Below are 12,327 nucleotides of genomic sequence, written 5' to 3'. Positions count from 1 at the left end.
AATTCATTCTCTGTTCTCCCTGTTACTTCCTCCGTGTATGGAACAGGGCGACAAGCGTGGGAAGCGAGTTCGTAACAGACTGATAATAAATGATTTGTTTGCTTTGGTGGGGTGCTGTATACCGGCTGCATGGGGGTAATCATAACCAAGGCGCATGATATGAAGAGGGTTTTGCCGCCAACGAACCTCTTTCTGGCTTTTGAGGCGGCTGCGCGGCACCGGAATTTTTCGCGCGCAGCGGAAGAATTGGGAATTAGCCAACCTGCTGTCAGCCGGGCTGTGGCGTCCCTGGAGGAGGCCATCGGTGTGAAGCTGTTCTTGCGGTCAGGGCCGCGCGTGCGTCTGACCACGCGCGGCGCCGAGCTGAGCGGGTTGATGTCCAACAGCTTCGACGCCATCGAAAAACTGATTGCGTCGTGGAAGGACAAGGAGGGCGGGCGGAAGCCGGTGCTCTTGTCCATCTCTTCATCGATGGCCGCACACTGGCTGATTCCGCGGCTGTTCGACTTCCGGCTGGCGTTCCCCGACGTGGACCTGCGCTTCGAGCTGATCGCCGGAGGTGTTGGGCAGAGTCCGGTTCGGGCTGATCTGGGCTTGCGCCGCTTTCCAGAAACGGCCAAGGCTCCTCCGGAGAGTCACTTCCTGGATGAGATCATCCAGCCGGTGGCCGCGTTGGACTACATAAAGCGCATGGGAACGCTCGACCAACCGCGGCGCAACCGGACGCACACCTTGATCACCCTCAGCGATCACTGGTGCGACTGGGATACGTTCGCCCGCCTCGCTGGCTTGGAATTGCCTCCGAACCACAAGACGATGGTTTTCTCCGATTATTCGGTGGCCCTTCAGTCGGCCTTGAACGGGCAAGGGATCGTCCTGGGATGGCTGTCGGTGACGTCCCGATTGCTTCGCTACCGCTCACTTCTGGCGGCGTCGGACAAGGGTCTCAACACCCGCGCGACCTTCAACTTCATACTTGGTGATCAAACGCCGGCGGGTGGTGTTGCGGGAGATGTGCGCGAGTGGTTGTGCGCAGAGGTCGGGAAGGACGTAGCGAAGATCGGTAAAGGAGGACGGCTGCACTCCTTCGAGTGCCATGTTCTAGCCTCCTGATGGGAGTTCTATGCGGGAGATTGAACCGCGCCGGGTTTTTCGGACCTTATGAGGGTCGCGACAGACCAAGTAAACGTCTCTCCACCAGCCCGCAGCGTTGGCGGCGGACCAACCGCCATGCGCATTCCGCGTCCCGCACGAGCCCTTGCTCCCTGGCGCGGTCGAGCAGATGCTTCACTGACGAGCGGCTCCAGCCCCGCCACCATCTGCACGAGGTCGTCGCTGTCGACCCGCTTGGGCGCCGGGTCGAGGACATCCTGACGGACCAGCCCCACCGCGGCCAGCCGGCGCACGGCGCGGATCAGGCTGTTGGACGTCCATGGCATGCGATCCCACGGTCGCGTTCCGTCCCTGCCCCGTCAGCGTCCGCGCGACTTGGTCCCACGGTGCCTTCGGCCGCAAGGCTTCGACAGTCGGCAGGAACTCCTGAGCCCGGGCAATGACCAGCTCGTCGCGGGCGGTCTCGCGGCCCTGCCGCGCCTTTTCCAGCGCCGCAGGGTCCCGTCGGCGCAGGCCAGGATTGCCAGGTTCCTTGCCCTTGGCCACCGCGGCCTTGAGCCCGGCGATCCAACGCTCGCGGATCAGCGCCCGCTCCAGTTCGGCGGCAGCCCCCGACGGCGCGAGAGCGCGCGTCCCCCATCACTGTGGATCGAGTGACGTCCAGCCGCCGATACGCGCGTAAACGGAATCGCGCAGTTGCGCGATCTCACGGTTGAGCTTTGCCAGGGCCGCGGGTGACTCCCCGGAAGCGCGGAGCAACGCATCGCCCAGGCAACCGGCCTTGGAGCGCAGATCCATTCCTTTGGCCGTCAGCGACACGATCACCTGCCTCTCGTTGGTCGGGTTGCGCGTGCGATGGATCAGATCCGCAGCCTCGAGGCGTTTGAGCAGAGGCGTCAGCGTGCTGGATTCAAGAGCAAGCTGCTGCGCGATGCCCCCCACCGTCTGTCCGTCCTCCCGCCACAGGACGTTGAGGACGAGATATTGCGGATAGGTGAGGCCAAGGGCGTCCAGCAGCGGCTTGTAGGCCCGCTGGATGGCGATGCCGGCCGAGTAGATCGCGAAGCAGAGCTGCTCCTCCAGCGGCACCGGCGGGTTGTTCTCGTCCGACATAGGCTGGCTCCCTTCGCAACGCGTCCTCCGCCGACATATATCGCGATAAATTTTTCTGGACAAGAGCGGGGCACCAGCGATACAAACACTTATCGCGATAACTGTTATCGCCATCAAGCGGAGGCAAACATGAGGAACACGCTTCAGGCCCTGATCCTGGCCGCTTCGGTCGTCACCCTGCCGCTGTCTGCCGCGCAGGCGCAGCCGACCGGCCATTCCGTCGAACGGGCGGTTGTCAGGAACATCGTCCTTGTCCATGGCGCCTTTGCCGACGGATCGGGATGGCGGAAGGTCTATGAGGATCTGACCAACCGCGGATACCGGGTCACGGTTGTCCAGAATCCGCTCACCTCCTTCGAAGACGATGTGGCGGCCACGCGGCGGGCGCTCGACAGGCAGGACGGTCCCGCCGTTCTGGTCGGCCACAGCTGGGGCGGTACCGTCATCACCGAAGCCGGTGTCCATCCCAAGGTGCGTGGTCTGGTCTATGTCTCCGCCCTGTCGCCCGACGCCGGCGAGACCACCGCGCAGCAATATGACGGCTATACGACACCGCCCGAGTTCGTCATCGAGACGAGCGAGGACGGCTTCGGCTTCATCAAGCCCGACACTTTCGCCGCCGGCTTTGCGGCGGACGCGACGAAGGCCGACGTCGATTTCCTGACGGCGTCGCAAGTTCCGATCAATATGGCGAGCTTCGGCGTGACGCTCCGGCACGCCGCCTGGCGGACCAAGCCCAGCTGGGCGGTGATCGCGACGGAGGACAAGGCGTTCGATCAGCGGATGCTCCAGGACATGGCGCGACGCATCGGTGCGAAGGTCACGAACGTCCCGGCCAGCCATGCCGTCTACGTCACGCAGGCGGAGGTCGTCGCGACGGTGATCGACGAAGCGGCCCAGCAGTCGGGCGCGGTTTCGCCCTAGGCCCCGGTCCCGTCGGACCATTTTCTCCGCTCACCACAAGGTCCATGCCATGAACCATTCCATCTCCGGCGGTTCCGAGGAGTTCAACCGGCGCGTCCGTGACAACCGGACGCAACGACTCGCCAACCTCAAGCCGGCCTATGACTTCATCGTCTGCGGTGCCGGCGCATCGGGATCCGTGATCGCACGCCGCTTGGCTGAGAATGCCGGCTGTTCCGTCCTCCTCATCGAAGCGGGGGGCAGCGACGAGGATGAGGCGGTGCTGAATCCGTCGTTGTGGCCCACCAACCTCGGCAGCCGGCGCGACTGGGGGTTCCAGGCGGAGCCGAACCCGCATCTGAACGGCCGCGCGCTTCCCATGTCCATGGGGAAGGGGCTCGGCGGCGGGTCGAGCATCAACGTCATGGTGTGGGCAAGGGGCCATCGCGCCGACTGGGATTATTTCGCGGAACGATCCGGCGATGCCGGCTGGAACCATGAGGCGGTTCTCGGCATCTACCGACGCATCGAGAACTGGCAGGGTGCGCCGGACCCGCGTTACCGCGGCAGTTCCGGGCCGGTGTGGGTGCAGCCCGCACAGAACCCGAGTCCGATCGCCGACGCCCTGCTCAGCGCGGCCGGGTCCCTCGGCATCCCGCGCTACGACAGCCCCAATGGCCGGATGATGGAAACCGCGGGGGGCGTGGCCTACACCGACATGCTCGTGCGGGACGGACGGCGCAACTCGCTCTACCGCGCCTATGTCCACCCTGTGGCCGATCGACCGAACCTCACGATCCTGACCGATGCGCTCGTGCGCCGCGTGCTCCTCGACGGGACGAAGGCGGCCGGCGTCGAGGTCGAACGGGGCGGCGCGATTCTGTCGTTCACGGCAGGCTCGGAGGTCATCCTGTCCACCGGCGCCATCAACACGCCCAAGCTGCTCATGCTGTCGGGGATCGGCGACCGGAGCCAACTTGAACGGCACGGCATTCCGGTTGTACGCCACCTGCCTGGTGTCGGCCGTGGCCTGCAGGATCATGTGTCGTTCGGCTGCACCTGGGAGTATCGGGAGCCGATCGCCCCACGCGCCAGCGGCAGCGAGGCGACCCTCTACTGGAAAAGCCGCCCCGACCTGGAAGCGCCGGACCTTCTGTTCTGCCAGGTCGAGTTCCCCGTTCCCAGCGAGCGCACGGCGGCGCGCGGCGTCCCCGCCCATGGGTGGACGATGTTCGCAGGGCTGGCGCAGCCCCACAGCCGTGGCGAGGTGCGGCTGCGGTCGGCGGACCCGGCCGCAGCACCTCTGGTCGATCCCAACATGCTGTCCGATCCGCGGGACCTGGAGACGGCACGCGCCTGCGTGCGGCTGTGCCGCGAGATCGGGAACGATGCGGCTTTCGCGCCCTATGTCCGGCGCGAGGCCATCCCCGGGGCGGGAGCGGCGATCGACGATCAATTCCTCCGGGACGCGGCGGTGACCTATTGGCACCAATGTGGGACGGCTCGGATGGGCATGGATGACCGGTCGGTCGTCGACGCGTCGCTGGCGGTTCACGGCATCGACCGGCTGCGCGTCGCAGACGGCTCGATCCTCCCGAGGGTGACGACGGGCAACACGCAAGCGCCGTGCGCGATCGTGGGCGAGCGAGCGACTGACATCTTGCGACGGCGGCACAGCTTGTAGACGCTTTCCATCAAACCGGGGGGTGCTGGACAGCGCGCAGAGTGCCGGTTCGGCGGCAGGTCAGGGCCGCCTTCGTCCGGCGCATGGGATGCGGCCTGCCGGTCTCTGGGGCGAGACCGATCTTCGTTGACCCAACGATCAACCAAAGCGGGCATGTTGGCGCATTCGCCGACTGAAGGCGGATACGGTTATCAAGAGCATCACGCCTTCCAGGAGCCGAGCAGCACCTCCAGAAAGCGCGCCGCCATCGGTGAGAGGATGGCGCCGTGTCGTCGGACGACGCCGATCGTCCGGGAAATCCTCGGGTGGCTCAGCGGGATGGTCCGGATGATCGGGTGGCCGGAGGCCGGGGTGGCGAGCTTGGGCAGCACCGCGACGCCGAGGCCCGCCTCCACGAGCCCGAGCGAACTGGCGAGATGCGTGATCTCGTAGGACCAGCTGAGCTTCAGGCCGTGCTGCGCCAGGGCGTTGTCGATCAGCGCCCGGTTGCCGCTGGTGCGGCCCACGGTGATGACCCGATGGGCGGTCAGCTCCTCCCACGTGGCGGCTTCCTGGGAGGCCAGCGGATGATCGTGCCGGCAGGCGACGACGAACGGGTCCTCGGCCAGCGGCGTGAAGTCGATGTCCGGGTGTGACGTGCCGATGAAGTTGATGCCGAAATCGGCCTCGCCGCGGGCCACCGCCTCCAGCCCCTCGTTGGCGCCGAGGTCGAGGATGCGGATGCGGATGCGCGGGAAGGCCACGCTGAAGCGGCTGATCGCGTTCGGCAGGAAGTAGAACACCGCCGTCGGGACGGAGGCGATGGTGATCTGCCCGCCGCTCCGCGCCCCCAGGTCGCTGATCCCCAGCAGCGATGTTTCGAACTCGTCCAGGAAGCGCCGGACCTTGGGGATGAAGTCGCGCCCGACCATGGTCAGGGCGACGTGGCGGGTCGAGCGCTCGAACAGGGCGACGCCCAGCGTGTCCTCCAGCTTCTGGATGCGGCGGCTGAGCGCCGGCTGCGAGAGGTTCAGCAATTCGGCGGCGCGGTTGAAGCTGCCCAGTTCGGCCACCGCCACGAAGGCTTTCAGATCGACCAGTTCGAAGTTCATGCTCCCCTCCCCGCGACGGTACCAATTGATGCGTGAAACGCAATAATACCCCGAATCATTGCATTTAACAAATACGGTTCCGAGGCTGAATATCTGTCCATCGGCTTTCTTCGCCGCGACGGCGAGACCAAGAGACAGCAAGCGCCATGAACCACCTGACCAGCCGCCAGATCGGCATTCCCTGCGTGATGATGCGCGGCGGGACCTCCCGCGGGCCCTTCTTCCTGGCATCCGACCTTCCGGCGGCGCCGGCCGAGCGCGACGCCCTTCTGCTCTCCGTCATGGGGGCGGGGAACGACCTGGGAATCGACGGAATCGGCGGCGGCAATCCCTTGACCAGCAAGGTCGCCATCGTCGGCCCCACCACCCTGGCCGGCGCGGACGTGGACTATCTGTTCGCCCAGGTGCGGGTGCAGGAAGGGATCGTCGACACCTCGCCCAACTGCGGCAACATGCTCGCCGCCGTCGCCCCCTTCGCCATCGAGGCCGGGCTGGTTCCGGCGACGGACGGCGTGACGGTGGTGCGCATCCACAACGTCAACACCGGCAAGCTGATCGAAGCGCGCGTCCAGACCCCCGACGCCCGGGTGACCTACGAGGGCGAGGCCGCCATCGACGGCGTGCCCGGCACCGCGGCGCCCATCCATCTCGCCTTCCTCGACGCGGCGGGCGCCAACACCGGCCGGCTGCTGCCCACCGGGGCGCCGGTCGACCGGATCATCGGGATCGATGGGATCGGCGGGATCGGCGGGATCGATGGAATCGACGGAATTGGCGGGGTCGAGGTTTCCTGCATCGACGCCGCCATCCCGGTGATGCTGGTCCGCGCCGCCGACCTCGGCAAGACGGGGCATGAGCCGATGGACAGCTACCGGCTCGATCGCGGCTTCATGGCCCGGCTGGAGGCGCTGCGCGTCGAGGCGGGCCGCCGCATGGGCTTCGCCAACGCCGCCGGCATGGTGATCCCCAAGCCGGTCCTGCTGGCGCCGCCGACGCGCGGCGGCACACTGGCCGTGCGCTATTTCATGCCGCACGACTGCCATCGGGCGATGGCCATCACCGGGGCCGTCGCCACCGCGACCGCCTGCACGATCCCGGGAACCGTGGCCTCCGCGCTGGCCGGCGCATCGGCTGGACGGCTGGCCCTGCCCGGCGACGTCACCTTCGAGCATCCGGCCGGCCGGCTGACCGTCCACCTCGATCCGGGCGCCGGTCGATCCGCCCCCACCGCCAGCATCCTGCGCACGTCACGACGCCTGTTCGAAGGAACCGTGTTCGCCCGGCCATTGGACCCGCCGCGGGCCGCCATGGCCGCCTGACCCATAACGCACCGAGGAGGAAACGCCATGCGCCTACAAACGGGAGAACAAACCCCGGCGCCGACCGAGCCCAAAGCCATCCACCCCAAAGCCATCTACCCCAAAGCCATCTACCCCAAAGCCATCTACAAGGCCCTCTACTTCCAGGTCGTCGTCGGCCTGACCCTGGGCATTCTGGCCGGTCACTTCTGGCCGGACTTCGGCGCCTCGCTGAAGCCGCTCGGCGACGGGTTCGTCAAGCTGGTCAAGATGATGATCGCGCCCGTCGTCTTCTGCACCATCGTCAGCGGCATCACCAGCCTCAACGACACCCGCGAGATCGGCAAGACGCTGGTCAAGTCGATGGCGCTGTTCTACGCGCTGACGGTGGCGGCGCTGCTCATCGGGCTGGCCGCGGTGATGATCATCGAACCCGGCGTCGGCATGCACGTCTCGCCGTCGTCGCTCGACCCCGCGGTGGCGGCGCGCTACGCCAAGCAGGCGGCTCCGGTCGGCTTCACCGACTTCGTGCTGCACATCATCCCGCATTCCTTCTTCGGCGCCTTCGCCGAGGGCGAGGTGCTGCCGGTTCTGCTCATCTCCGTCCTGGTCGGCTTCGGGCTGACGCGGGTCGGCAAGGCCGGCGAGCCGGTGGTCCAGGGCATCGAATCCTTCTCCCACGTCCTGTTCGCCGCCTTCGGCTTCATCATGAAGCTGGCCCCGATCGGCGCCTTCGGCGCGATGGCCTTCACCGTCGGCAAATACGGCATCGACTCCATCGGCTCGCTCGGCTTGCTGATCCTCACCTTCTACGTCGCCTGCGGCTTCTTCCTGGTGGTCGTCATCGGCACGCTGGCGCGGCTGCATGGGTTCAGCCTGTGGAAGGTGCTGCGCTACTTCCGTGAAGAACTGCTGATCGTGCTCGGCACCTCCTCCTCCGAACCGGTCCTGCCGCGCGTGCTGCAGAAGCTGGAGGCGCTGGGTTGCAAGAAGGGCGTCTCCGGCCTCGTGCTGCCCATGGGCTATTCCTTCAACCTGGACGGCACGGCGATCTACCTGACGCTGGCCTCCTTGTTCATCGCCCAGGCCTGCGACATCCACCTGTCGGCCGGCCAGATCGTCGCCATGCTCGGCGTCATGCTGCTGACCTCGAAGGGTGCGGCGGGCGTCACCGGCAGCGGCTTCGTCGCCCTGGTCGCCACGCTGACGGTGATGCCGGACCTTCCCGTGGCGGGCGTCGCGCTGCTCGTCGGCATCGACCGCTTCATGTCCGAGGCCCGCGCCCTGACCAGCATCATCAGCAACTGCGTCGCCAGCATCGTCGTCTCGATCTGGGAGAACGCCTGCGACCGCGAGGTTCTGCAGCGGGAGCTGAACCAGAGCTACGCCAGCACCGAGCGGACCCTGGAGGAGAAGGGCGACATCGCCGTCCTGCCGCTGAACGTCCGGACCCCCGCCCAGCCGTCGCACTGATCCGCCGCAGGCCGCTCCCACGCATCGAGGACGCCACCATGACCGCCCCCGCCATGACCCTTTCCGCCATGACCGTTTCCACCACGGACGCGAAGGACTGGATCGGCCGGACCGAGACCGTGTCCGACACCGTCACCCCGACCCCCTACGCCGCGCTGTCGGCCACGCTGGACCGGCCCGCCGAGCGCCCCGCCGCCGGCACCCCGCTCCCGCCGCTGTGGCACTGGCTGTACTTCCTGCCGCTTCACCGCCAGTCGGAGATCGGACCGGACGGTCATGCCAGGCGCGGCGGCTTCCTGCCCCCGGTGCCGCTGCCCCGCCGGATGTGGGCCGGCAGCCAGTTCGAGTTCCACAGCCCCCTGCGCGTCGGCGACGCCCTGACCCGGACCTCGACCATCCATGACGTGACCGAGAAGTCCGGGCGCACCGGTCCGCTGGTCTTCGTCAAGGTCCGCCACGAGATCCGCCGCGCCGGCGAGACCGCGGTCGCGCTGACCGAGTTCCACGACATCGTCTACCGTGAGGCGGCCAATCCGGACGACGCGCCGCCCGAGCCCCGGCCGGCGCCGGCCGACGCGGCCTGGGAGACGCGCTGGGTTCCCGACGACGTGCTGCTGTTCCGCTACTCGGCGCTGACCTTCAACGGCCACCGCATCCACTACGACCGGCGCTACGTGACGGGGGTGGAGGGCTATCCCGGGCTGATCGTGCATGGCCCGCTGATCGCCACCCTGCTGCTCGACCTGCTGCGCCACCGGCTGCCGGAGGCCGAGGTCGCCTCCTTCCGCTTCAAGGCGGTGCGGCCGACCTTCGACATCAACCCCTTCTCGGTGTGCGGCACGCCCCAAGACCATGGACGGGGTCCCGACGGCGGAACGGTCCACCTCTGGGCCAAGGACCATGACGGCTGGCTGACCATGGACGCCACCGCGGTCCTGAAGTGAGGGAGAGCATCATGAAACCCCTGGCCGGCATCACCGTCGTCACCCTGGAACACGCCATCGCCGCCCCCTTCGCGACGCGGCAGCTCGCCGATCTCGGCGCCCGCGTCATCAAGGTGGAGCGCCCCGGCGTCGGCGACTTCGCCCGCGGCTACGACGAGCGGGTGCGCGGCGTCGCCTCGCACTTCGTGTGGACCAACCGCTCGAAGGAAAGCCTGACGCTCGACGTCAAGCATCCGGAGGCGCAGGCGATCCTCAAGCGCCTGATCCGCGAGCAGGCCGACGTGGTGGTGCAGAACCTCGCGCCCGGCGCGGCCGCCCGCCTCGGCCTGTCCTACGAGGCGCTGTCCATCGGGAAGCCGGACATCATCGTCTGCGACATCTCCGGCTACGGCGGCGACGGCCCCTACCGCGACAAGAAGGCCTACGACCTGCTGATCCAGGGCGAGTCCGGATTCCTGTCGGTGACCGGCACGCCGGAGACGCCCGCCAAGGCCGGCCCGTCCATCGCCGACATCTCCGCCGGCATGTACGCCTACAGCAACATTCTGGCCGCGCTCCTGCAACGCCTGCAGACGGGGCGCGGCTGCCGCATCGACGTCTCCATGCTGGAATCGCTGGTGGAGTGGATGAGCTACCCGCTCTACTACGCCTTCGACGGCGCGCCGCCGCCCGCCCGCACCGGCGCCAGCCACGCCACCATCTACCCCTACGGCCCGTTTCCGGCCGGCGACGGCAAGACGGTGCTGCTCGGCCTGCAGAACGAGCGCGAATGGGTGGCCTTCTGCGAGACGGTGCTGCAACGCCCCGAACTGGCGGAGGAGGAGCGCTTCTCAAGCAACTCCCGCCGCAACGCGGCGCGCGACGAGCTGCGCGGGATCATCGTGGCGGCCTTCGCCGGCCTGACCGCCGAGCAGGTGGTCGCCCGGCTGGATCAGGCCGCCATCGCCAACGCCCAGGCCAACGCCATGCAGGACGTCTGGAACCACCCGCAACTGGCGGCCCGCGACCGCTGGCGCACGGTGGAGACCCAGAACGGGCCGGTGCCGGCCCTGCTGCCGCCGGGCATGGCAAGCAACGGGGATGCGCGCATGGACCCGGTGCCGGCGCTCGGCCAGCACACCGACCGCATCCTTGCCGAGCTGGGTTACGCGCCCGGCGACATCGCCCGGCTGCGCGACGCGAAGGCGGTCTGAGCCGGGACCCGAACGCAAAACCATTTTTGGGAGGACCAGCACCATGCCGTCCACGATCATCGACTCCGCCATCTTCGGCGACATCTTCAGCACCCCGGCCATGCGCGCCGTCTGGTCGGACGAGAACCGAACCCGCAAGTACCTGGACATCGAGGCCGCACTCGCCCGCGTCCAGGGCCGCCTGGGCATCATCCCGCAGGAGGCCGCCGACGAGATCGTCGCCAACTGTTCGCTCGACAGGATCGACACGGCGACGCTGAAGGCGCAGACGGAGCGCATCGGCTACCCCGTGCTGGGCGTCGTCTCGCAGCTCAACGCGCTCTGCCGCGACCGGCTCGGCGAATTCTGCCACTGGGGCGCCACCACGCAGGACATCACCGACACCGCCACGGTCCTGCAGATGCGCGAAGCGCTGGCCATCGTGGACGAGGACCTTGCGGGCCTGTCGGCGGCCCTGGCGACCCTCGCCAAGCGCCACCGGGACACGCCGATGATCGGCCGCAGCAACCTCCAGCAGGCGGTGCCGGTGACCTTCGGCTACAAGATGGCCGGGCTGCTGTCGGCGGTCGAACGCCATCGGGAGCGGCTGGCGCAGCTCCGCCCGCGCGTGCTGATGGGCGAGTTCGCCGGAGCGTCCGGCACGCTGGCCTCCCTGGAGCACGGCGCCATGGAGACCCAGGCCGGGCTGATGGAGGAGCTGGGCCTCGCCCAGCCGGTGATCGCCTGGCACACCATCCGCGACACCATCGCCGAGGTGGGCTGCTTCCTGGGTCTGGTCGGCGGCACGCTCGGCAAGCTGTCGATGGACGTGAAGCTGATGATGCAGACGGAGGTCGGCGAGGTTTACGAGCCCTTCGCCCATGGCCGCGGGTCGAGCAGCACCATGCCGCAGAAGCGCAACCCGATCTCCAGCTGCTACATCCACGCGTCGATCTCCGTGCTGCGCCAGCACGCGGCGGCCCTGCTCGACGCCATGGTCGCCGACCACGAGCGGTCGACCGGCCCTTGGGAGATCGAGTGGATCGTCCTGCCGGAGGCGTTCTGCCTGCTGGCCGGCGCCTTGAAACAGGCGCGGTTCGTGGCGAGCGGCCTTGAGGTGGATGCCGAACGGATGCGCGCGAACCTGGAGATGACCAACGGGCTGGTGGCGTCCGAGGCGGTGATGATGGGGCTCGGCCGCCACATCGGCCGCGAATACGCCCACGACCTCGTCTACGACCTCTGCCGCGAGGCGGTGCGGCAGAACCGGCCGCTGCTCGACCTGCTGGCCGAAACGCCGGAGATCAGCGCCTGCCTCAGCCGTGCCGAACTGGCCAGGCTCTGCGATCCGGCCAATTACCTCGGGCAGTCCGGGGTCATGGTCGATCGTGTGCTGGCCCGCATGAACGGCTGATCGGGCCGTTCAGGACAGGCTCAGGTGAGCCAAGCGCAGGCTGTTGGTGGTCTCTGCCTGGGCGACCTCGGCTCCGGCATCGCGCCTGTTGTCCAGGCGCGGGCCTGATCCACAGGGCATGT

Annotated in this window: 10 protein-coding genes; 8 read left to right on the top strand and 2 right to left on the bottom strand. The window is 67.7% G+C overall.

The features are described from left to right. Positions 1-159: 159 nt before the first annotated feature. Complete coding sequence (locus FHW79_RS19370; protein ID WP_183180467.1) at positions 160-1,113, top strand: LysR family transcriptional regulator; 954 nt, start codon at positions 160-162, stop codon at positions 1,111-1,113. 639 nt (positions 1,114-1,752) lie between these two features. On the opposite strand, the gene FHW79_RS19365 is transcribed toward FHW79_RS19370, so the two are convergent. Then, positions 1,753-2,226, bottom strand: a complete 474-nt coding sequence (locus FHW79_RS19365; RefSeq protein ID WP_183180466.1) for a MarR family transcriptional regulator — start codon at positions 2,224-2,226, stop codon at positions 1,753-1,755. Between the two features lie 129 nt (positions 2,227-2,355). On the opposite strand from FHW79_RS19365, the gene FHW79_RS19360 reads away from it, so the two are divergent. After that, positions 2,356-3,150, top strand: coding sequence for an alpha/beta hydrolase (locus FHW79_RS19360; protein WP_183180465.1), 795 nt, complete (start codon positions 2,356-2,358; stop codon positions 3,148-3,150). A gap of 49 nt (positions 3,151-3,199) precedes the next feature. Continuing rightward, positions 3,200-4,813: a GMC family oxidoreductase N-terminal domain-containing protein gene (locus tag FHW79_RS19355; RefSeq protein WP_183180464.1), complete on the top strand. Its 1,614-nt coding sequence runs from the start codon at positions 3,200-3,202 to the stop codon at positions 4,811-4,813. Between the two features lie 200 nt (positions 4,814-5,013). Here the strand turns inward: FHW79_RS19355 and FHW79_RS19350 are convergent, their stop codons facing one another. Continuing rightward, on the bottom strand, positions 5,014-5,904 hold the full coding sequence (locus tag FHW79_RS19350; protein ID WP_183180463.1) for a LysR family transcriptional regulator: 891 nt from the start codon (positions 5,902-5,904) through the stop codon (positions 5,014-5,016). Between the two features lie 146 nt (positions 5,905-6,050). On the opposite strand from FHW79_RS19350, the gene FHW79_RS19345 reads away from it, so the two are divergent. The 5 genes from FHW79_RS19345 to pcaB are packed head-to-tail and all read left to right on the top strand — an operon-like array spanning position 6,051 to position 12,205. Then, positions 6,051-7,223, top strand: a complete 1,173-nt coding sequence (locus FHW79_RS19345) for a 4-oxalomesaconate tautomerase (RefSeq protein WP_183180462.1) — start codon at positions 6,051-6,053, stop codon at positions 7,221-7,223. A gap of 27 nt (positions 7,224-7,250) precedes the next feature. Continuing rightward, positions 7,251-8,675 carry a C4-dicarboxylate transporter DctA gene (gene dctA, locus FHW79_RS19340; RefSeq protein WP_183180461.1) on the top strand — a complete coding sequence of 475 codons (1,425 nt, stop codon included), beginning with the start codon at positions 7,251-7,253 and terminating at the stop codon, positions 8,673-8,675. Positions 8,676-8,713: 38 nt separating this feature from the next. Beyond that, a complete protein-coding gene (locus tag FHW79_RS19335) occupies positions 8,714-9,619 on the top strand; it encodes a MaoC family dehydratase N-terminal domain-containing protein (protein ID WP_247884506.1) in 906 nt (301 codons plus the stop codon). An 11-nt stretch (positions 9,620-9,630) separates the two neighbouring features. Further along, positions 9,631-10,812, top strand: coding sequence for a CaiB/BaiF CoA-transferase family protein (locus FHW79_RS19330; protein ID WP_183180460.1), 1,182 nt, complete (start codon positions 9,631-9,633; stop codon positions 10,810-10,812). Between the two features lie 43 nt (positions 10,813-10,855). After that, positions 10,856-12,205: a 3-carboxy-cis,cis-muconate cycloisomerase gene (gene pcaB / locus FHW79_RS19325; protein ID WP_183180459.1), complete on the top strand. Its 1,350-nt coding sequence runs from the start codon at positions 10,856-10,858 to the stop codon at positions 12,203-12,205. The last annotated feature ends 122 nt before the right edge of the window (positions 12,206-12,327 follow it).

Origin of the sequence: Azospirillum sp. OGB3, from assembly GCF_014192915.1 — a bacterium.
Classification (GTDB): domain Bacteria; phylum Pseudomonadota; class Alphaproteobacteria; order Azospirillales; family Azospirillaceae; genus Azospirillum.
The sequence above is the reverse complement of the archived record's forward strand: the minus strand, read 5'-3'. Positions and strand labels throughout refer to the sequence as shown.

Excerpts from the sequence above, each read along its gene's own strand:
- FHW79_RS19365 (WP_183180466.1), bottom strand. The coding sequence starts at position 2,226 with ATGTCGGACGAGAACAACCCGCCGGTGCCGCTGGAGGAGCAGCTCTGC.
- FHW79_RS19350 (WP_183180463.1), bottom strand. The coding sequence starts at position 5,904 with ATGAACTTCGAACTGGTCGATCTGAAAGCCTTCGTGGCGGTGGCCGAA.
- FHW79_RS19335 (WP_247884506.1), top strand. The coding sequence starts at position 8,714 with ATGACCGCCCCCGCCATGACCCTTTCCGCCATGACCGTTTCCACCACG.
- FHW79_RS19370 (WP_183180467.1), top strand. The coding sequence starts at position 160 with ATGAAGAGGGTTTTGCCGCCAACGAACCTCTTTCTGGCTTTTGAGGCG.
- FHW79_RS19355 (WP_183180464.1), top strand. The coding sequence starts at position 3,200 with ATGAACCATTCCATCTCCGGCGGTTCCGAGGAGTTCAACCGGCGCGTC.
- FHW79_RS19345 (WP_183180462.1), top strand. The coding sequence starts at position 6,051 with ATGAACCACCTGACCAGCCGCCAGATCGGCATTCCCTGCGTGATGATG.
- dctA (WP_183180461.1), top strand. The coding sequence starts at position 7,251 with ATGCGCCTACAAACGGGAGAACAAACCCCGGCGCCGACCGAGCCCAAA.
- pcaB (WP_183180459.1), top strand. The coding sequence starts at position 10,856 with ATGCCGTCCACGATCATCGACTCCGCCATCTTCGGCGACATCTTCAGC.
- FHW79_RS19360 (WP_183180465.1), top strand. The coding sequence starts at position 2,356 with ATGAGGAACACGCTTCAGGCCCTGATCCTGGCCGCTTCGGTCGTCACC.
- FHW79_RS19330 (WP_183180460.1), top strand. The coding sequence starts at position 9,631 with ATGAAACCCCTGGCCGGCATCACCGTCGTCACCCTGGAACACGCCATC.